Below are 19,668 nucleotides of genomic sequence, written 5' to 3'. Positions count from 1 at the left end.
AAATGGCAATAGATTTTTCATCTACTACCATAGATTATACAGAAGCATTATTTTTTAGTTCACTTAACAACCATAACATTACAGTTTGCATGATTAATAACATAGGCAGTTGTTGAGCCCACCAGCAGCCGGTCAAATGCTCCCTTACCAGTAACACCGATGACGATTAAATCAACATCATGTTCTTGGCTAAAGTCAATAATTTCTTTCTTAGGCGAACCCTCCACACGATAAGTCTTGAACTCAACCTGTTTCTTAATGATGTCAGCAGCTCTATCTATAATTGCTCGTGCTTGCTCCTCTAGGTTTTCAAGAATAAGCGGTGCACCATAGGTTGAGCCATAAAGTCGAATATCGTCTTTAACATGTAAAACAAGGAGTGAAGTTTCATTTTCTTTAGCTATCTTAACAGCTTCACGCACTGCCTTATCAGATTGTTCAGAGCCATCTACTGCGACCATGATATTTTTGTATTGTTTTTCCATAGAGTCCTCCCTTATTTTAAAATTGTCAATTTAACTTTTCTATATCTATATTTTAAAACAAAAGGACAGAAAAAGACACTAATAGAGTTAAAATAAAATCCGATTTTTCTTTTATTTTATAGGTCTTGTAATTTCAAATGTTTCACCTAAAGCTGTATAAGCTCTTCCAGACAGACGAGCGACAGGATCTAATGCCTCAGCTTTAATATAAAGTTTCTCCTCGTCAATAACCGTGTCATCTACCAGTATATTTTTGACTTCTAAGAGCATAAGGTGGCTGGTTTTTCCTACAGGTATATGCTTGTGAAGTATCACTTCTAGTCGAGCCTTAGCGTTTGCGATAGCTGGTACCTTAACTTCTTATGATTCTGTCAAATTGATTCCAAACTTTTCAACTTCACTTTCATTAGCTGCAAGCGGTGCTGACGTTTTATTCATTGCTTCAACATTATCAGTGTTGACCAAATGAATAACCCCCTCTTCCCTTTCCAAAAGATTTCTGACAGAATCCTTCATCTCCGTCATCGCAATAGAGACAATGACTGGCTCCTTAGAAACTACATTAAAAAAGCTAAAAGGAGCAGCGTTGACAAGTCCTTGACTATTTTGCGTTGTTAGCCACGCAATAGGTCTTGGGACAACAAGACCAGATATAAGCTTATAGGCTTCCTTACTGTTCATATCCTTTGTTTTAAATGTCTTCATCTTCTCTCCTCTAAACCGTTTTTTAATTTTTCCATAGATTGTGATACTTTTCTTTTCACGTTTCAATGCCAAAAATGGCACAGATGTGCCATTCTCTCCTTCTTCATCTCTAAAATAGAGAGAATGGCAAGATATAAATAACCGTAACAGAGTAAATTAAGTCTCCAACTTTTTCGTTTACAAATGTAAATTCATTTTATTATACCATCTTCTCAATAATTTTCAAAAATATTGTACTTCAAAAGTTCTCTTCTCACTCAGATATAAAGTTTCTAAACTTTAAAATAATTCAATAAAAGTTGGCAAAACAAGAAGTCTATCACCGTGTCTCGGTACTGCGTTTCTTTCATTTTACCTAACAAAAGGTTAAGAATTTTTTCTTTTTCACGGTAAGTTTCTACCAAGAGGCCTTTCCGAAAGAGAGCATGTTCTTCCTGAGAAGCAAATTCAGCATGCCTAACAAGTCGTTTTTTTAGTGTGAGAGCTTGTTCTTCTAAAGCTGCATGTCGCGTAATATTTCTAAAAATTTCTTCTAGATATTGAATAACCTCGATAAGAAATTCCTTCTCAAGAATAACCTTTTTGCCTGCCCCCATCAGCTCCTTTTCCCATAGAGCTAAGATTCTTGAAGAAGCTGAAGTAAATAATAAACTGAACTGGCTAATATCTTCTGTACGCAAATAAAAGAGATAGGCAAGCTGTAGAGGATAGGACAAACGATAAAGTTCAACGTTACTCTTCTCATTTCCATAGGGTATCGCGGAAGAATAGCTCGTGTTGACAAACTCAAAATGCTGCTTTAGCACATGGGCAATCATTTCACGAATCATTTCATCATTTGAGGCAAGGGGTAAATATAAGCTTGCTTGCATGGCAGAGCGCTGAAGCCACTTTGTTGAACTTCCTTGCAACAATTGACACGCTCTATTTTTTTCTTTGTTTTCCAAATAATCAACCAGGGGATCTTTAAAGCAATTTCTAAATACAATCGCCCATTCAGGATTAATTTCTTCACTCAGAGTTTCGATTCGAAAAATCGATTTTCTACTTTCCATCGATAATCTAATCGTGTGCATCCTCTTCCTCCCTGTTATCATTTTTATTTTCTATATCTGCAAACTTGATATTTCCGTTAGGCTTTCTAAAATGTCATCTGTCAGAATTGTGATGTGTCCCATTTTTCTGCCTGCTTTTGCTTCTAATTTCCCATAATCATGAATGTGCCATTCTGGGTGTTCACGGTTTATTTTTTCAACTTTAGTAACATCCTGACCTAAGATATTTATCATAATCGCCTTTTTTAAAAGACGAGGCTCGGGCAATTTTTCACCCAGTATGCCTTTGATATGTAAATCAAATTGTGAAAAATCGCAGGCTTCTATCGTGTAATGACCTGAGTTATGGGGACGCGGAGCAAGTTCATTAACATAAATATCCCCTGACTCTGTAAGAAACATTTCAACACAAAGCGTTCCTGAAAGCTGGAGCTTTTTTCCTATTGCTAGAGCTAAGTGTTCTGCTTTTTCGCTTATTTCAGAAGAAACTAGTGCAGGAGCAACCGTACGGTGCAAAATATTGTTGACATGCTCGTTTTGACATAAGGGAAAGGTAACAAAATCTTTACCATTTCCACTTATAATAATCGAAATTTCATAAGAAAAATTAACGAAGTCCTCCAAAACACACTCGGCACTGTCTGCTAATTTTATTGCCTCTTTCAAATCCTCGTCACTCTTTAAGACAACTTGCCCATGCCCGTCATAGCCTCCTGTTGTCGTTTTAAGAACTTGTTTCTTGGTCACCTTTTTTGGAAGGTCTTGAGCATCACAAACCAGCTTCCATGGTGCTATCATCACCTCACACTCTTCTAAAAACTCTTTTTCTAATTTACGGTTCTGCGTGATTTCCAACAATCTGATACCTTGCGGAATGTCTACACATGTTTCTAATTCATACAGTGCTTTTGATGATACATTTTCAAACTCGTAAGTTATTAAATCACAAGCGTAGGCTAGTTTTAGAAGCGCATCAACATCATCGTAATCAGCAATAAGCAACTCGTCCGAACATTTTGCTGCGGGACAGTTCGGATTAGGGTCTAAAGTAATTACTTTATGACCCATATATTGTGCAGAGATAGCCATCATCTGCCCTAACTGACCACCGCCAATAATTCCAATTGTTTTTTTCTTATGTTGCATATTTTCATTATAGGTCATTTTTCTTCTTTCCCCTACTCTTTTTTGGATAGTTTAAAAATAAATCCGTTAATTATACGGATTTTTATTTACTAATATAGAATTATTTTTACAAATATTACACTAACTTTTAAAACATAAGTTTACAGTAGCTTTTTGGTCGATGCCACAGATATTTCTGCAGCATTTTCCCTGTATTTTTTTAATTTTTTAGCCAAGCTTTGATTACCCAGCGCCAAAATTTGAACTGCATAGAGTCCTGCATTTTTGGCGCCTGCTGTTCCTATAGCCATGCTAGCAACAGGTACACCACCTGGCATCTGTACTATAGAGTAAAGACTATCCAAGCCTGATAAGACACGAGACTGGATTGGCACACCAATCACGGGAAGTAACGTCATCGAAGCAACCATTCCCGGTAAGTGAGCTGCACCTCCAGCTCCTGCAATAATTACCTTATAGCCTTGCTTTTCTGCATTTTTGGCAAAATCCAACATTATTTCTGGTGTCCGATGTGCCGATACTACTTTTTTATCAAACGCTATACCAAATTCTTCCAAAATTTGTGTACTTTGCTTCATTGTTTCCCAATCTGAAAGAGATCCCATAATAACTGCAACTTCTGACATTCTTATACTCCTTTATTTCCAATATCTGTTCGGTAAAACATCCCTTCATTGTCTAAACTGTCTAACTTTGTATACAATACCTTCTGAACGCTCCTTATATCTGTTCCTGTTTCCGTAGCCATATACACACGTCCCCCACTTGAAAACAGTTGTCCATTTCTTTCGACAACGCCGGCATAAAAGCAATTTAAACCAGACAAATCAGGCAAGGCAACACTTCCTGTTGAAGTATTAGGATAACCTTGATTCGCCACGACTACTCCTAAAGTGATTTCATCTGTATTCCACATCAACTGCGGCTCTCTGCCTTCTAAAATGTCTATTATATTTTCAGCAAAATCGCTCCTTATTGTCTCCAAAACCACTTGTGTTTCTGGATCTCCAAACCGAGCATTAAATTCAATTGTCTTTACACCTTGCGCCGTCCATATTAACCCTGCATAAAGCACTCCTGTGAAGGATTTGTTTTCAGCCCTTAATCCAGCAATCGTTGGTTCAACAATCCTCTCTAAAGCTTCTTGAACAATACTTTCTGGAATATGAGGTACTGGCGCATATGCCCCCATTCCTCCTGTGTTAGGACCTTGATCCCCATCAAAGGCCCGCTTATGATCCTGAGCAATAGGCAGCGGGTATATCTTACCCTTATGAACCAGACTAAAGAGAGAAAATTCCTCCCCTTCAAGATATTCCTCCACAACTGCTTTTGCCTCAGTCATCTGGAAAATGTCCCTTAAAGCCTCTCTTGCTGTTTCTAAGTCCATTGCTACAGTAACACCCTTACCCGCAGCCAATCCATCGGCCTTAATGACAATAGGAGCTCCTTTTTTCTCAACATAGTTTAGAGCTTCTTCCAAGTCTAAAAAGCTTTCATAGTCTGCTGTTGGCACACCGTATTTTTTCATAATAGATTTAGCAAAGCTCTTGCTTCCTTCAATCTGTGCCGCATCAGCTCTTGGACCGAATATACGCAAGCCTTCTTCTAAAAATACATCAACGATACCGTTCATTAGTGCCGTTTCCGGTCCGACAAAAGTCAAATCAATCTCTTCTTTTTTAGCAAAACCAGCCAAAGATTGACTATCAAGTTCGGAAATAGCCACTGTTTTTAGTTTTTCTTCTGTCATTCCGACATTTCCTGGGCAAATAAAAACTTTATCCACCTTTTCACTTTGAGCAAATTTTCGCGCAATTGCATGTTCACGCCCACCTGAACCAACGACTAAAACCCTCATATTACCTCACTTTCTTTCTCACCTCTATCTTAAAATATTTAGATAAAAAGAAAAAGCCCTAGAGGACTTTTTAAATATATTCTTGTTCAAACGTTCGGAATTATCAAGAGAGGACAGGTAAAAAAGGGATTTCCAATAAATCTTCAATCTCACAGTCTGGCACCAACTCTTCTTGAGTACTTAAATGTTTCGGGTTATACCAAATCGTTTTTATTCCAGCATTTTTCCCACCTAAGATATCTGTTGTTAGAGTGTCACCAACGATTGCGAAAGCTTTCTCCTCCGCATGGTCAATATGATCGAAAACATAATCAAAGAATTCTTTTGACGGTTTGTGTTTTCCAATTTCCTCACTAATAAAAATGTCTTTGAAATATCGCTCAATACCGGACTCTAAAATGCGTGGACGTGATACTTTAGATGTGCCATTACTGACGATATACATTTCTCTTTTTTCCTGTGCCAGTCTATCCAAAAGTTCTTTAGCATGAAAAATGAGTTCATGCCCTTGTGCAAGATAACGCTGATAAGTAGCATCAACGGCAGAAGCATCGTACACTTTGGTTACACCCAAGGCCCTAAAAGCTTTGGCAAAACGTGTGGTAAGCAGTTCTTCACGACTGATTTCTCCTGCTTCGTGACTGCGCCACAAGGCTTTATTTTCGCGCGAATAGATAGCCCTATTTTCCTTTGTATCTTCAATATGATACTGTTCAAAAATTTTTCCCAAAGCCATATATTCTGCCTTATCAAAATCAAGAAGCGTATTGTCTATATCAAAAAGTAGTACAGTCATTTTCTCTCTTCCTAAAAAATATATGAATCTAGTTTAACGATTTGTTGAAATTTTTTCAACAAAAGAGTTTTTTCATGAAAATAAGGCAGCACTACTTTGCCAATAAGGCTACAGATTGATATGGGGCAAGTGTTTCGCTCTCATATGAACCATAATTATTGACAAAAACTTCTGCTTTTTCAAAGCCTTGAGGAATTTTAAAATTCACACTATGATTTGCAAAATTATTAAGAACGAGCAGACGCTGTTCACCATATTCACGAACAAAGGCATAAATGTGCTCAGCGTCCTCAAGTGCAGGTTTGTAACTTCCTTCAGAAATGATTTTTTCAGACTTGCGTAAATCAATCATTTTCTTATAGAATTTGTAGATTTCTCCATCCTTGTCTTTTTTCACATTGATATCTGTATGTTTTCCAACTTTAAGCCAGGGCTCGCCTCTTGTAAAGCCTGCATTTGTACTATTGTCCCACTGCATCGGTGTTCGTGAATTGTCTCGAGACTTGATGCTGACTATGTCAAAGGCTTCTTCTTCTGATTTTCCTTGCTTTATCAGCATTTCATAAGCGTTTCGTGCCTCTACATCTTTGTAATCTGCTACAGAATCATAGTCTGGATCTATCATTCCAATTTCTTCTCCCATATAAATGAAAGGTGTCCCTCGACTAAGATGAATTGAAGCTGCGAGCATCGTTGCCCCTTTCACTCTAAAATTCTTCACATCAACAAAACGGTTAAGGGCGCGGGGTTGATCATGATTATTCCAGAAGTTTGCATTCCAGCCTCCTCCTTTCCCCATTTTTTCTCCCCACTCATGGAAAAGATGCTTCAGCATTTGAAAGTTAAAGGGAGCTTTGGTCCACTTATTTCCGTCTTTATAGTCCGTTTTAAGATGGTGAAAATTAAAGACCATACTTAGTTCTTTTCGTTCAGGTTGCGTATAGAGAATACTGTTCTCAATCGTTGTCGAGCTCATTTCACCCACTGTTATGGCATTCTCATCCTGACCAAAAGTCTCTCGATTTAACATTTGGAGATATTCATGCGTGATCGGCTTATCTGTATACTCAAATTTCCCCTCAAACTCTGGATTGTTTTTAAGAATTTTATCTTTTCCGATTACATTAATCACATCGAAACGGAAACCGGAAATTCCTTTTGAGCGCCAAAAATTAACGACTTTGAACAACTCTTGACGTACATTTTTATTGCGCCAATTTAAGTCAGCTTGAGTCACATCATACAGGTGAAGATAATATTTTCCTGTATCGCCAAAAGGAGCCCAGGCGCTGCCACCAAATTTAGAGCGCCAATCTGTAGGTTGGTCTCTTAAAATAAAGAAATCTTGGTAGTATTTATCACCAGCTAAGGCCTTTTTAAACCATTCATGTTCTGTTGACACGTGGTTCAAAACCATGTCCAGCATAAATTCAATACCCAACTTTTTCCCTCGAGCAATCATTTGGTCAAAATCTTCAAAATCACCGAATACAGGATCGATATTCATATAATCAGAGATATCATAGCCGTTATCTTTTTGAGGACTAGGGTAAAAAGGATTGAGCCAAATCATATCAATTCCCAACTCTGCCAGATAGGGCAATTTTTCCGTGACTCCTCTGAGGTCACCGATACCATTTCCTGTTGTGTCTAAAAATGATTTAGGATAAATCTGATAGATGACTTTCTCACTTAATGTCATAATCTTCTTCCTTTGTTCTTTATTTATTTATAGCTGATTTAAATACGTTTTTCTTTTCAAGACCTGTTCCCATTGTATCTGAGTCTTTGAAACCAAAGAACCACACCAATGTCATTGAAACAACGATACACACTGCTGTTGCAATCCAGAAAACAATGAAGTTATTCGGGTTACCTGCAGCATGCGTCAGTGGATTTGTCGTAGCCGCAAAGTTAGGGAAACCAATAAGTGAGCCGGAGAAGCCATACATATGCAAGTCTAAGAGACCTGCTACAGCTGCACCTGCTGCTGCACCGATTGAACTCATAATAAATACGCGCATATACTTCAAGTTAATACCGTACATGGCTGGCTCTGTTACACCACAGAAAGCCGAAATAGCCGCAGGCAATGCTAAACCTTTAAGACTTTGCTGACGTGTTTTGAGGAAAACAGTTAAAGCTCCTGCACCTTGTGCTAACATTGTGAAGGAAACAATCATATTAATATTTGATTCTCCCGTTGTCACAATTTGCTGTGTCAAAATAGGAATAACGAGCCAGTGAAGACCAAAGATAACCAAAACTTGATAAAGACCACCAATAATTGCTCCTGCTATAGTGAGGTTAAGGTTAATCAAACCAGTAATAACCGAAGCAAGTGCTGATGAAACAATACTAATCACAGGCCCTACCAGCAATAGAACCAATGAAGCAACGATAAAGAAAGTAATCATTGGTACAAAAATTGAACGAAGTGCCAAAGGCATATGCTTTTTAAGCCAAGAACCAATAGGTTTTGCTAACCAAGCAGCTACAATGATAGGGAAGATGGTGTAGGCATAGTTAGGAAGACTCACTGGGATGTTAAAATAACTTGTATTAAAGGTAACACCAAAGAACTCCATAACAACAGGAGCTTTTCCTGCAACAATCTCACCATTTTGAATAATATTTGGTGCTGCCACAAGACCTTGTAATGCAGGGTGGATCATAAAGCCACCTACCGCAGCGACAACGTAAGGGTCTGACCCTAGCTGTTTTGCAGCCGCGTAGCCAACTAAAACCGGCAAGAAATAGAACGGCGCCATTGCCAATGTTGAAATAATAATATAAGTCGGGTCAGTAGGACTAATAAGTTCAAAAATATGATTTCCCTTAACAAACATGTTAAGGATACCATTAATCATACCACCAGCAGCTAGAAGACCAATGATTGGCATCATTGAACCTGTGATTGTTCCAACCACAACCTGAAAAGCACGCGCAACTGGGTTCTTCGACACCTTGTTTTCTTCGGTTACTATGTTATCATCAGCACCCTCAACTACACGACTTCCAAGTTGAGCCACAATTTCATCATAAACATCTGCAACAGCTTGACCGATAACAACCTGATATTGTCCTAAGTTAGCATTATAAACAACGCCAGCAACACCGTCCATAGCTTCTATTTTTTCGCTATCTGCCTTATCTTTATCTACTAAATAAAAACGTAAGCGTGTGATACAATGAATAGCCTTTGTAATATTTTCTTCTCCACCAACAGCTTCAATAATATCTGCTGCAAGTTTTTTGTAATCTGCCATGATTTCTCCTTTTTATTTTGCTTTTGCTTGGCCAAGCTTATCGCCTGCCTGAGCTTTTCCTTTTTCAATAGAAAGACTGCCCAATTTTTCAGAAGTATTGGTGATTAAAATCATACTTGTCAAAGGAAGCCCTGCCGCTTCAACCTGTTGCCAATCCACACGCCCAAGCTTGTCGCCGCCTTCAACTTTATCCCCTAGCTTTACCTTAATGTGAAACGGTTGACCGTTGAGGCTTACTGTATCGATTCCCAAATGAAGTAAGACTTCTAAACCATCAGCACGCTTAAATCCTAAAGCATGGCCTTGAACCAAGGTGACCTCCCCCGCTACGGGACTGACAATTTGATCACTCGTTGGCTCAATTGCATAACCATCCCCCATCACTTTTTTTGAGAACACGGGGTCCGCGACCTGTTCTAAATCAATGACTGTCCCTGATAGAGGTGCATATAGACCTGTGTCATCACTCAAAGTTTTTTTCTTGCCAAAACCTAGCATCTTTCTCTCCTTAAACATAATAAATTGATAACTTGTACGTACAAGTTAATGATACCAAAATGAAAGCGGTTTTGCAAGCGTTTATATTTTTACTTTATCTTAAACTTCTTTTTTGCTACACTTATACTATGAAAAAGTATGAAATCATTCTTCGAGATTTAGAGAAAAAAATAATTGAGGGAACCTATCCCGAAAATAAACTTTTACCTAGCGAAAATCAGCTCACAGAAATCTATCAAACCAGTCGTGCAACGGTAAGACAAGCTTTAAAAATTTTAGAACAAAGTGGCATTATTCAACGGCGACATGGTTTCGGATCAATCGTTATTCCACGTGAAAGATTGATGTTCCCCATATCTGGTTTAATCTCTTTCAAAGAGTTAAAAGATTCTTTAAACTTTGTCTCTACTACAGAAATCCTAACTTTTGAGAAAATTACTGTAGACAAGCAGCTTTCAGAGCTTTCTTTTTTTGAAGAAGGAGCTCAAGCTTTTCATATCTTGCGCCGCCGAAATATTGATAACAGTTTTGTCATTCTTGATCGCGACTATATCTTAGCTTCTATTGCACCAAATATGACAGAAGATATGATTCAAACTTCCCTTTATGCTTATCTTGAGCAGCAGCTTAATTTAGACATCTCCTATGCTCAAAAAGAGATTACTATTGATTTTGTTAACACTGAGGACAAAGACTATTTGGACTTGAACCCTAAAGACCGCCATGTTGTTAGTGTGCGCAGTCATGTTTACCTCTCCGACAATAGTATTTTCCAATATACAGAAAGCCGACATCAGGTGGACAAGTTCCGCTTTACTGAGTTTTCGAGACGGCAGAAACACTAATAAAAAAAGCTAAACTCTCGTCTAGCTTTTTTTATCAATGACGGAAATGTCTCACACCTGTAAAGACCATTGTGATGCCATACTTGTCGCAAGCTTCAATGACTTCTTGATCGCGAACGGAACCGCCCGGTTGGACAATTGCTTTGATGCCAGATTTGGCAATCTCGTCAATGTTATCGGCAAAGGGGAAGAAGGCGTCAGAGGCAAGCACAGCATTATCTAAACCTTTTTCCTGAGCGGCTTCTATTGCTATTTTCACTGAAGCTACACGGTTGGTTTGACCGGGTCCAACGCCGAGTGTTTGATGTTCATTTGTAACAATGATACCGTTAGACTTCACATATTTGACTGCTTTCCATGCAAATTTTAGCGCTTCCCATTGTTCCTTATCTGGTTGGACTTGCGTTGCTACTGTCCAACTTTCTTGTTGTTCTGTAACAACATCTTGTTCTTGTACTAAAACACCGCCAAGCACACCTGTAATCATCGGTTCTCTTTCTGATGCACCAATTTGTTCAAAATCAAGCGTAAGCAAACGGATATTTTTCTTTTTCTTTAAAATTGCCAGAGCCTCATCAGAAAATGTTGGTGCAATAATAATCTCTAAAAAGATTTTGCTCATTTTCTCAGCTGTTTTCTGGTCAACTGGACGATTTAAAACGACAATACCCCCGAAGATAGAAACAGGATCTGCCTCATAAGCATAGTCCCAAGCCTGCTCGATTGTCACCGCTTGTCCAATGCCACAAGGATTCATATGCTTAAGCGCCACAACGGTAGGTTGCTCCGTAAAATCACGCGCAATCTGCAGCGCAGCATCTGCATCACGCACATTGTTGTAAGATAATTCTTTACCATGCAACTGCACACTTTGTCCAATCGAATAAGCAGTCGGGAGTGCATTTTCATAAAAATCTGCATCTTGTTGTGGATTTTCACCATAACGCATCCCTTGTTTTAAATCATAAGTCAGTGTCAACTTTTCAGGTTTTTCCTCTTGACCAGAAAATTTTTCTGTTAAATATTGTGCAATGAGCGCATCATAAGCAGCAGTATGTCGAAAAACTTTGGCAGCCAAACGTTGACGAAGCTCTAAGGTAGTTTCCCCAGCTTTTTCGAATTCTTTGAGAACTGTAGCATAGTCTGTTGGATCAACAAGAACAGTAACATCGGCATGATTTTTTGCTGCAGAACGTAACATTGAAGGACCACCAATATCAATATTCTCAACAATTGTTTGATGGTCAGCTCCTGATAAAAGTGTCTCTTTGAAAGGATAAAGATTGACAGCAACCAAGTCAATGGGGGTAATATTGTGCTCTTCTAAAGCAGCTACATGCGTGTCCAAATCACGTCGTGCCAAAAGCCCACCATGAATCATTGGATGCAATGTTTTCACACGACCATCCATCATTTCCGGAAAATGCGTGACTTTTTCAATCGCTAAAGTTGCAATACCTGCTTCATCCAAAGTTTTTTTTGTCCCACCGGTTGAGATAATTTCAAAGCCAAGCTTACTCAAAGACTCTGCAAATTCAACAATTCCATTTTTATCCGACACACTGATAAGCGCACGTTTAGTCATTTTTATTCCTTTTCTTTTTTTAAGTTTATAATAGCTGTTACTATTTTTTGATAAGTTCTTCTACTACTTTTATATACAATTCATGCTCTGCTTGATGGAGTTTTTTTTCATATTCGGCGAGTTCTGGGTGATAATCAAGCTGCTGCTGGGCTAAAATTTTACCTGTATCGACTCCCGCATCCACCCAATGAACGGTGATGCCCAGTCCCTTTTGAGCTTCCCAAGATTCTTCTAGCGCATGTGCTGAACCCGCAAAAGCTGGCAAATAAGATGGATGGATATTAATAATCCGACCTTCATAAGCTTGCAAAAGAGTAGGGCCAACAATTTTCATATAACCTGCGAGACAAACCAAATCAATCTGATATTCACGGAGTAAAGAAACTATGGCTTCTTCGTAAGTCTGTTTATTAGCGAAAGATTTTAGCGTAAAGCTGACGGAAGGCACATTGAGCTGCTGGGCTCTTTGAAGAGCATAAGCCTCAGTCTTATCTGAAAATAAGAGCTGAATTTCTGTGGGAAAAGCTTGAGCTAGAGCTTCAAAGTTGGACCCTGATCCTGAGGCGAAAACGGCAATCCTCATTTTATAATTACCGATTGTTTCATACGAGGCGTAATTTTTCCGATTTCGTAACATTTTACTCTTTGCTTCACTTCTTCAGCCTTTTCTGGAGCCACAGCGAGGACCATACCAATTCCCATATTGAAAATTTGAAACATTTCATCATGAGGAACTTGACCGTATTTCTCTAAAGCTTTGAAAATAGGCAAAATCTCCCAGCTGTCTTCTTTTATTTCAGCTGTTAATTGATCACCAAACATTCGCGGAAGATTTTCATAAAAACCGCCTCCTGTAATGTGTGATATTCCTTTAATCATATTGTCCTTTATAAGTGGCAAGAGCTCTTGAACATAAATATGGGTGGGTTCAAGCAACTCTTCTCCGAGGGGACGTCCCAGCTCAGGAAGAATTTCTTGTTTATCGAAATCTTTAAAGATTTTCCGAACGAGTGAGTAACCGTTCGAATGAATCCCTGAGGAAGGAAGACCTAATAAAATATCACCTGCCTCAACGTTTTTGGGACCATCAATAAGGGCTGACTTTTCGGCAATACCGACAGCAAAACCCGCAAGATCATAATCATCTGTATCATACATATCCGGCATCTCTGCTGTTTCGCCACCAATCAAGGCTGCACCTGACAGCAAACATCCTTGGGCAACACCTGCAACCACTTTTTCGAGCTTTTCCGGATGGTTTCTCCCGGTAGCGATATAGTCAAGAAAGTAGAGAGGTTCTGCTCCAGCTGCAATGATGTCATTAACACACATGGCCACACAATCAATCCCAATCGTGTCATGTTTATCTGCTTCAATAGCCAGTATCAGCTTAGTACCTACTCCGTCTGTTCCAGAAATAAGCACTGGTTCCTTAACATCAAGTTTCGAAAGATCAAATGCCGCGCCAAATCCTCCAAGTCCTCCAAGAACGCCAAGTCTCTTCGTTTTTTCGGCGTGTTTTTTTATGCGATCAACCACTTGGTAACCCGCTTCAACATCAACTCCAGCCTTTGCATAAGCATTTTTAGACATTTTTCCCTCCTAAAGATTTCAGGTAATTTTCTTCGTAATCGTAAAGTGGTGTCGGATATATACCGTCAAAGTAAGACAGACACAGATTATCGTGGCCAATAGCCTCAACTAATCCTTCTTGACTTAAAAAGGTAAGACTATCTGCTCCAATGATTTGGCATATTTCATCGACTGAGTGATTGGCTGCAATCAGCTCTTCTCGCTTTTGAATATCGATACCATAAAAGCATGGATAAGCAAGCGGTGGACTCGCAATCACAACATGAACTTCAGCAGCGCCAGCATCTTTAAGTAAACGCACGATTCGTCTGCTTGTCGTTCCACGTACAATAGAATCGTCCACCATGATAACCTTTTTACCTTCAACTACACTGGAAACAGCCGAGAGCTTCATCCGTACACCCTGTTCTCTTAGTTCTTGTGTAGGCTGAATAAATGTACGTGCCACATATTGATTCTTAATCAGACCCATTTCGTAGGGTAAGCCAGATTCTTCTGCATATCCTGATGCTGCTGAGAGTGACGAATTTGGCACACCAATAACAATATCTGCATCTATTTGTGCCTCACGCGCCAGGATACGTCCTGACTGTTTACGTGCTGTATGGACATTGACACCTGCAATAACACTGTCCGGACGTGCAAAATAAATATACTCCATTGAACAGATTTGTGTATTGGTCTTATCTGTAAATTGCTCAATATGCAAGCCTTGATCATTAATTTGAATAATCTGACTGGGTTTGACTTCTTGAACAAAGTCCGCACCTATCACATCAAAGGCACAAGTTTCACTGGCTACAACGAGCGCACCGTTAGCCATTTTCCCAATAGATAAGGGACGGAAGCCATTAGGATCAAGAGCTGCAATCATCGAATCTTCTGTCATCAAGAGATAAGCAAATCCACCTTTAACAGTATTCAAGGCTTCCTTTACTTTTCCCATAAATTCAGGATGATGACTGCGGCGAATCAGATGCGCCAAAATTTCTGTGTCTGAACTTGAAGAAAATATCGCACCTTGTGCTTCTAATTCACGTCGTAGCGATATGGCATTTGTCAAGTTGCCATTATGGGCTAGACCAAGCTGCGTGTCTTGAAATTTAAAGTGAAAAGGCTGGATATTGTTTAATTCTGCTGAACCTGCGGTGGCGTAGCGCACATGACCCATTGCTGCTTTCCCTGATAATTTTTGCAAGTCTTTTTCGTGACGAAAAACTTCTGTTACCAAGCCTAAATCACGATGCCGTTGAAGTTGCCCATCATTATTTGACAGAATACCAGCACCTTCTTGCCCCCTATGTTGCAAGGCATGAAGCCCAAAATAAGTCAGTTGTGCAGCTTCAGGATGTCCCCAGATACCAAAAACACCGCATTCTTCGTTTAAGGACTTTACTTCATAAGGCATGGAATCGCTCCTTCATAAATCGCTTTTGCTTCTTCAGTCGATAGGGAAATTTCGCCGTCTTTTGCCGAAATTTTAATTTCTGACTTCTCTGTAACCTGCCCTAACTTGCTTGCTTTCCCTGCCATCAGCTCTTCAAAGTTCTTTTCATCTTCTGGATGAACCGAGAGGATAAAGCGCCCTTGACTTTCAGAGAAGAGTTGTGATACATTGCCATCAAAATGAACCGAAATTCCTTTATTGTTTGCAAAAGCCGACTCGACAAGAGCTACAGCTAAGCCACCTTCAGATAAATCATGTGCTGATTGAATGAGACCCGCTTGGATTGCTTTTAATACATGTTCCTGATTTTCTTTTTCGGCTTGCAGGTCGAAGTTTAGTGTACCTGAAAGCTCTCCTGTCATCATTTTTTGAATTTCAGACCCAGAGAAATCATCTGCAGTATCCCCGATAAGATAAATTAAGTCACCTGTTTCTTTAAAATCCTGTGTCGTAATATGTGCAACATCTTCAATCAGGCCAACCATCCCAATCATTGGTGTCGGTAAAATAGATTGACCGTTCGTTTCGTTATAGAGGGAAACGTTGCCCGAGATAACCGGGGTGGATAGGACACGGCAAGATTCCGAAATGCCATCACACGCCTTGCTCAACTCATAAAATTGCTCTGGCTTTTCTGGATTACCAAAATTAAGGCAGTCCGTAATAGCTAAAGGTTTCCCCCCTGAAGCAATGATATTTCGTGCTGCTTCTGCGACAGCTATTTGCCCACCAATCTCGGGATTAAGATAGAGATAGCGCGCATTACAGTCTGTTGTCATCGCTAAAGCTTTATTGGAATGACGGAGGCGGATAACTGCCGCATCAGATCCAGGTGCAACAACTGTATTGGTCATTACACGACTATCGTAGGTTTCGTAAATACTGCGCTTGCTCGCAATCGTTGGTTGATTCAGGAGTTCTTTGAGTACCTCTGTTGCGTTTGCAATTTCCGGGATAAATTTTTCGGCTTTTTCAAATGCAGCAATACGTGCAGGTTCTTTCATTTCACGATGATAAACTGGCGCATCCTCGGCTAAAGAGTCTACTGGAATTTCGGCAACTTTTTCACCTTGGTGGAATAGCGTATACATCCCGTCATCAGTAACTTCGCCAATATTTACCGCATCAAGTTCGTATTTTTTAAAGAGCTCAACGATTTCGTCTTCATGCCCTTTTTTAATGCAAAGTACCATGCGTTCTTGCGATTCTGAAAGCATCATTTCGTAGGGTGTCATATTCGTCTCACGTTGTGGCACTAAGTCTAAATTAAGTTTCAAACCTGAGCCAGCCTTTGAAGCCATTTCCGAAGTCGAAGAAACTAATCCAGCAGCCCCCATATCTTGAATACCGACAAGGATATCAGAATGATTATGAATCACTTCGAGACAAGCCTCTAACAAAAGTTTTTCCATAAAAGGATCGCCCACTTGAACGGCAGAACGTTGTGTTTCAGAACCTGAACCAAACTCCTGAGAGGCAAAGGAAGCACCATGAATGCCGTCACGTCCTGTTTTCGCGCCGACATACATGATTGTGTTGCCCACACCTTTGGCTTGCCCTTTTTGGATGTGCTTATGCTCAATCAAGCCCACACACATCACGTTCACTAAAGGATTTCCCGCATAAGATTCGTCAAAAGCTACTTCTCCACCTACTGTCGGAATACCGATACAGTTACCATATCCTGCTATTCCAGCTGTCACACGGTCAACAATGTGACGTGTTTTAGCATTGTCAATCTGACCAAAGCGAAGACTATCCAAAAGAGCAACTGGTCGCGCGCCCATCGAAAAGATGTCACGAATAATCCCGCCCGATCCTGTTGCTGCTCCCTCATAGGGCTCAACATAGCTCGGGTGGTTGTGTGATTCTGCCTTGAAAACAACTGCCCAATCATCACCAATATCAACGACACCTGCACCTTCACCTGGTCCCATAAGTACTTGTGGGCCTTCTGTTGGGAACTTTTTCAAGACAGGCTTTGAATTTTTATAGCAACAATGCTCTGACCACATCACGGCATACATGCCAGTTTCTGTAAAGTTAGGCAAACGACCACCAAGAATCTCATTTTTAATTTTAGAGTATTCTTCATCAGTCAAGCCCCATTCACGATAAATTTTTGACGTTTGGATTTCTTCTGGACTCATTTCAACGCTCATTGTGGCGCTCCTTCTTCTACAAAATTTTTCAAGATACTGGCAAACATTTTTTGACCATCATTTCCACCCAATAGGGATTCTACAGCGCGTTCTGGATGGGGCATCATTCCTAAAACATTGCCCTCTTTATTGCAGATCCCAGCAATATCTAAAGCTGAACCATTAGGGTTTCCATTTGCATAAGTGAAAATGATTTGTCCGTTGTCTTTTAAATCTGCCAAGGTTTGTTCATCCGCAATATACTTGCCTTCCCCATGTGCGATGGGCAAGCTAATCACTTCATCTTCAGCAAAAGCTGTCGTAAATTTTGACTTATTATTTACTTTTAAGTTTTGCCACTTTGAGACAAACTTTAAGCTGTCATTTTGAATCAAGGCACCCGGTAAAAGTCCTGCCTCAACAAGAATTTGAAAGCCATTACAGGTACCAAAGACAGGTTTCCCCTCTGCTGCCAAACGCTTAATCTCTGGCATGATGTTAGAAAAAGAAGCAATGGCTCCGCAACGTAAGTAATCCCCATAACTGAAACCTCCAGGAATCAACACACCATCAAATCCTGAAAGAGAATTTTCCTCATGCCAGACAAATTCGGCTTCAGCTTGCATCACATCACGAATGGCCCAAAGGAGGTCAAAATCACAATTTGATCCTGGAAATTGAATAACTGCAAATTTCATCAATCTACCACCTCAACCTTGTAAGTTTCCATGTTTGGGTTAGCAAGGAGTTTTTCTGCGATTTCCTCAACTTTAGAGACTGATTCCTCAGCCGTTGCATCAACTTCAATCTCAAAATATTTTCCTACACGAATGTCTTTTATCTCAGCATAACCTAGCTTTTGAGTTGCTGCTGTGATGGCTTGTCCTTGAGGATCTAAAATTGATTTTTTATAGGTTACGTAAACTTCTACTTTGCTCATTTTCTCTTTCTTATTCACTTTCTTTTATTTTTCTCTATAGATACGGCTTAAATCTTACAATTCTTTTTCTTCTTGAAGGGCTGTGAGTACACGACTGTATACATCAATCAAATCGCCAATATTACGGCGAAAAACATCTTTATCTAAATGATTCCCCTCCGCATCCCAAAGGCGGCAAGTATCTGGTGAAATTTCGTCTGCCAAGATAATTTCGCCAGCTGCTGTACGACCAAATTCGAGTTTGAAATCAACCAGACTTAAGCCGATTTTTGCCCAGATTTTTTGTAGAAGTGCATTGATTTTCAGTGTTTCTGACTTGATGAATTCCACTTCTTCTGGTTGAGCAAGTTCAAGAAAATAGACATGTGCATCATTGATAAAGGGGTCATCCAGCACATCAGATTTGTAATAAAATTCAATAATGGGTTGAGGAAGAACGCCACCTTCTTCCAAAGCAAATCGCTTTGCAAAAGAGCCAGCAACACGATTTCTCAAGACCACTTCTAGAGGTATAATCTCAACCTTTTGATTCAATTGTTCGGTTTTAGACAATTTTTCAATGAAGCTTGTTCGGATTTTTTCAGCATTCAATTTTTGAAAAATCAAGGATGTAATTTGATTGTTCAATGCGCCTTTGCCTTTAATTTCTTCTTTTCTTTTACCATTCAGAGCTGTTGCATTATCACAATACTCCACCCAAATCAGCTGTTCATCCTCTGTCTCATAAAGCTTCTTTGCTTTACCTTCATAAAGTAAGCGTCCCTTTCTCACGATGTGCCTCCTATTTATTTTATAATTTCATTCTAACTTTATTTAGAGTACAAAAAAAGATATTACTTGTTAAAGCAATATCTTTTTTAAACATTGTTCGTTTTTTACGAATGTTTATATAAAACTTCAAATTCTTCGCAGACAATATCCATATCCGGGGAAAAACACCCTATCTCTCGGAAAAAGTTTTCGTGAGCTTGACGCCAATAGGCGAGACTCCTATCTCCTTCACCCTCTTTGAAAGCATGCTCCTCTGTTACTTCATTAAATTTAGTAATATAAACCTTACTTGTTTGAATTGCTGCTCGAGGGCAACCTTTGCCGTCTAGTAAAAGTTCATACTTCCCATCAACTTCAGGTAAATCCTCATCAGGATCATAGTCCAATAAAGCACTCGCCGTTGCTCGTTTTTTACCTTGAAGGACAAGGTCCAATATCTCATCGGCCATTTGCGGATTATTCCCAAAAGACCATGCACCACCAAAGTTCTCAGGATTTAAATTTGCTTCTTTGATAAATTCTTTGTACATT

19 protein-coding genes and 1 pseudogene are annotated in these 19,668 nt (G+C 39.5%); 1 reads left to right on the top strand and 19 read right to left on the bottom strand.

Annotated elements, in window-relative coordinates; all coding sequences use genetic code 11:
• Positions 1-59: 59 nt before the first annotated feature.
• From B4H39_RS00380 to B4H39_RS00330, 10 genes and pseudogenes are all read right to left on the bottom strand, one after another.
• On the bottom strand, positions 60-485 hold the full coding sequence (locus B4H39_RS00380) for a universal stress protein (protein ID WP_202229373.1): 426 nt from the start codon (positions 483-485) through the stop codon (positions 60-62).
• Between the two features lie 111 nt (positions 486-596).
• Positions 597-1,190 (bottom strand): annotated as a pseudogene (locus B4H39_RS10230) (flavin reductase family protein).
• Positions 1,191-1,462: 272 nt separating this feature from the next.
• A complete protein-coding gene (locus B4H39_RS00365) occupies positions 1,463-2,266 on the bottom strand; it encodes a glycoside hydrolase family 125 protein (protein ID WP_251420951.1) in 804 nt (267 codons plus the stop codon).
• A gap of 30 nt (positions 2,267-2,296) precedes the next feature.
• On the bottom strand, positions 2,297-3,409 hold the full coding sequence (purK, locus tag B4H39_RS00360; RefSeq protein ID WP_251420953.1) for a 5-(carboxyamino)imidazole ribonucleotide synthase: 1,113 nt from the start codon (positions 3,407-3,409) through the stop codon (positions 2,297-2,299).
• 122 nt (positions 3,410-3,531) lie between these two features.
• Positions 3,532-4,017, bottom strand: coding sequence for a 5-(carboxyamino)imidazole ribonucleotide mutase (purE, locus tag B4H39_RS00355; protein ID WP_271328077.1), 486 nt, complete (start codon positions 4,015-4,017; stop codon positions 3,532-3,534).
• Between the two features lie 2 nt (positions 4,018-4,019).
• Positions 4,020-5,252, bottom strand: a complete 1,233-nt coding sequence (gene purD / locus B4H39_RS00350; protein ID WP_251420957.1) for a phosphoribosylamine--glycine ligase — start codon at positions 5,250-5,252, stop codon at positions 4,020-4,022.
• 103 nt (positions 5,253-5,355) lie between these two features.
• Positions 5,356-6,048, bottom strand: a complete 693-nt coding sequence (locus B4H39_RS00345; protein ID WP_251420959.1) for a YjjG family noncanonical pyrimidine nucleotidase — start codon at positions 6,046-6,048, stop codon at positions 5,356-5,358.
• A gap of 91 nt (positions 6,049-6,139) precedes the next feature.
• Complete coding sequence (gene treC, locus B4H39_RS00340; protein ID WP_251420961.1) at positions 6,140-7,750, bottom strand: alpha,alpha-phosphotrehalase; 1,611 nt, start codon at positions 7,748-7,750, stop codon at positions 6,140-6,142.
• A gap of 19 nt (positions 7,751-7,769) precedes the next feature.
• Complete coding sequence (locus B4H39_RS00335; RefSeq protein WP_251420963.1) at positions 7,770-9,317, bottom strand: PTS transporter subunit EIIC; 1,548 nt, start codon at positions 9,315-9,317, stop codon at positions 7,770-7,772.
• Between the two features lie 12 nt (positions 9,318-9,329).
• Complete coding sequence (locus B4H39_RS00330) at positions 9,330-9,815, bottom strand: PTS sugar transporter subunit IIA (protein WP_251420965.1); 486 nt, start codon at positions 9,813-9,815, stop codon at positions 9,330-9,332.
• 128 nt (positions 9,816-9,943) lie between these two features.
• Here B4H39_RS00330 and treR point away from each other — a divergent pair, with 128 nt between their 5' ends.
• A complete protein-coding gene (treR, locus tag B4H39_RS00325) occupies positions 9,944-10,660 on the top strand; it encodes a trehalose operon repressor (protein ID WP_286927467.1) in 717 nt (238 codons plus the stop codon).
• 34 nt (positions 10,661-10,694) lie between these two features.
• Here treR and purH read toward each other — a convergent pair whose 3' ends face one another.
• The 9 genes from purH to B4H39_RS00280 form a co-directional block, all read right to left on the bottom strand.
• Complete coding sequence (gene purH, locus B4H39_RS00320) at positions 10,695-12,245, bottom strand: bifunctional phosphoribosylaminoimidazolecarboxamide formyltransferase/IMP cyclohydrolase (protein WP_251420969.1); 1,551 nt, start codon at positions 12,243-12,245, stop codon at positions 10,695-10,697.
• A gap of 40 nt (positions 12,246-12,285) precedes the next feature.
• A complete protein-coding gene (purN, locus tag B4H39_RS00315) occupies positions 12,286-12,828 on the bottom strand; it encodes a phosphoribosylglycinamide formyltransferase (protein ID WP_202229349.1) in 543 nt (180 codons plus the stop codon).
• Complete coding sequence (purM, locus tag B4H39_RS00310; protein WP_251420971.1) at positions 12,825-13,838, bottom strand: phosphoribosylformylglycinamidine cyclo-ligase; 1,014 nt, start codon at positions 13,836-13,838, stop codon at positions 12,825-12,827. Before purM ends, purN begins: the two co-directional genes overlap by 4 nt.
• On the bottom strand, positions 13,831-15,246 hold the full coding sequence (purF, locus tag B4H39_RS00305) for an amidophosphoribosyltransferase (RefSeq protein ID WP_251420973.1): 1,416 nt from the start codon (positions 15,244-15,246) through the stop codon (positions 13,831-13,833). The genes purM and purF overlap by 8 nt, the downstream gene beginning before the upstream one ends.
• Entirely contained in the window at positions 15,231-17,447 is a 2,217-nt protein-coding gene (purL, locus tag B4H39_RS00300; protein ID WP_251420975.1) for a phosphoribosylformylglycinamidine synthase subunit PurL, read from the bottom strand. The genes purF and purL overlap by 16 nt, the downstream gene beginning before the upstream one ends.
• Complete coding sequence (gene purQ, locus B4H39_RS00295) at positions 17,444-18,124, bottom strand: phosphoribosylformylglycinamidine synthase subunit PurQ (RefSeq protein ID WP_251420977.1); 681 nt, start codon at positions 18,122-18,124, stop codon at positions 17,444-17,446. Before purQ ends, purL begins: the two co-directional genes overlap by 4 nt.
• Positions 18,124-18,366, bottom strand: coding sequence for a phosphoribosylformylglycinamidine synthase subunit PurS (purS, locus tag B4H39_RS00290; protein ID WP_251420979.1), 243 nt, complete (start codon positions 18,364-18,366; stop codon positions 18,124-18,126). The genes purQ and purS overlap by 1 nt, the downstream gene beginning before the upstream one ends.
• A 54-nt stretch (positions 18,367-18,420) precedes the next feature.
• Positions 18,421-19,137: a phosphoribosylaminoimidazolesuccinocarboxamide synthase gene (purC, locus tag B4H39_RS00285; protein WP_251420980.1), complete on the bottom strand. Its 717-nt coding sequence runs from the start codon at positions 19,135-19,137 to the stop codon at positions 18,421-18,423.
• A 104-nt stretch (positions 19,138-19,241) separates the two neighbouring features.
• On the bottom strand, positions 19,242-19,667 hold the full coding sequence (locus B4H39_RS00280; RefSeq protein ID WP_251420981.1) for an ASCH domain-containing protein: 426 nt from the start codon (positions 19,665-19,667) through the stop codon (positions 19,242-19,244).
• Position 19,668 lies beyond the last annotated feature (1 nt).

It is taken from the genome of Lactococcus sp. UBA7128 (genome assembly GCF_002492185.1).
GTDB lineage: Bacteria > Bacillota > Bacilli > Lactobacillales > Streptococcaceae > Lactococcus > Lactococcus muris.
The sequence above is the reverse complement of the archived record's forward strand: the minus strand, read 5'-3'. Positions and strand labels throughout refer to the sequence as shown.

Bases quoted from the DNA above. Each gene is read 5' to 3' on its own strand.
- B4H39_RS00380 (WP_202229373.1), bottom strand. From the start codon at position 485: ATGGAAAAACAATACAAAAATATCATGGTCGCAGTAGATGGCTCTGAA.
- B4H39_RS00365 (WP_251420951.1), bottom strand. From the start codon at position 2,266: ATGCACACGATTAGATTATCGATGGAAAGTAGAAAATCGATTTTTCGA.
- purK (WP_251420953.1), bottom strand. From the start codon at position 3,409: ATGACCTATAATGAAAATATGCAACATAAGAAAAAAACAATTGGAATT.
- purE (WP_271328077.1), bottom strand. From the start codon at position 4,017: ATGTCAGAAGTTGCAGTTATTATGGGATCTCTTTCAGATTGGGAAACA.
- purD (WP_251420957.1), bottom strand. From the start codon at position 5,252: ATGAGGGTTTTAGTCGTTGGTTCAGGTGGGCGTGAACATGCAATTGCG.
- B4H39_RS00345 (WP_251420959.1), bottom strand. From the start codon at position 6,048: ATGACTGTACTACTTTTTGATATAGACAATACGCTTCTTGATTTTGAT.
- treC (WP_251420961.1), bottom strand. From the start codon at position 7,750: ATGACATTAAGTGAGAAAGTCATCTATCAGATTTATCCTAAATCATTT.
- B4H39_RS00335 (WP_251420963.1), bottom strand. From the start codon at position 9,317: ATGGCAGATTACAAAAAACTTGCAGCAGATATTATTGAAGCTGTTGGT.
- B4H39_RS00330 (WP_251420965.1), bottom strand. From the start codon at position 9,815: ATGCTAGGTTTTGGCAAGAAAAAAACTTTGAGTGATGACACAGGTCTA.
- treR (WP_286927467.1), top strand. From the start codon at position 9,944: ATGAAAAAGTATGAAATCATTCTTCGAGATTTAGAGAAAAAAATAATT.
- purH (WP_251420969.1), bottom strand. From the start codon at position 12,245: ATGACTAAACGTGCGCTTATCAGTGTGTCGGATAAAAATGGAATTGTT.
- purN (WP_202229349.1), bottom strand. From the start codon at position 12,828: ATGAGGATTGCCGTTTTCGCCTCAGGATCAGGGTCCAACTTTGAAGCT.
- purM (WP_251420971.1), bottom strand. From the start codon at position 13,838: ATGTCTAAAAATGCTTATGCAAAGGCTGGAGTTGATGTTGAAGCGGGT.
- purF (WP_251420973.1), bottom strand. From the start codon at position 15,246: ATGCCTTATGAAGTAAAGTCCTTAAACGAAGAATGCGGTGTTTTTGGT.
- purL (WP_251420975.1), bottom strand. From the start codon at position 17,447: ATGAGCGTTGAAATGAGTCCAGAAGAAATCCAAACGTCAAAAATTTAT.
- purQ (WP_251420977.1), bottom strand. From the start codon at position 18,124: ATGAAATTTGCAGTTATTCAATTTCCAGGATCAAATTGTGATTTTGAC.
- purS (WP_251420979.1), bottom strand. From the start codon at position 18,366: ATGAGCAAAGTAGAAGTTTACGTAACCTATAAAAAATCAATTTTAGAT.
- B4H39_RS00280 (WP_251420981.1), bottom strand. From the start codon at position 19,667: ATGTACAAAGAATTTATCAAAGAAGCAAATTTAAATCCTGAGAACTTT.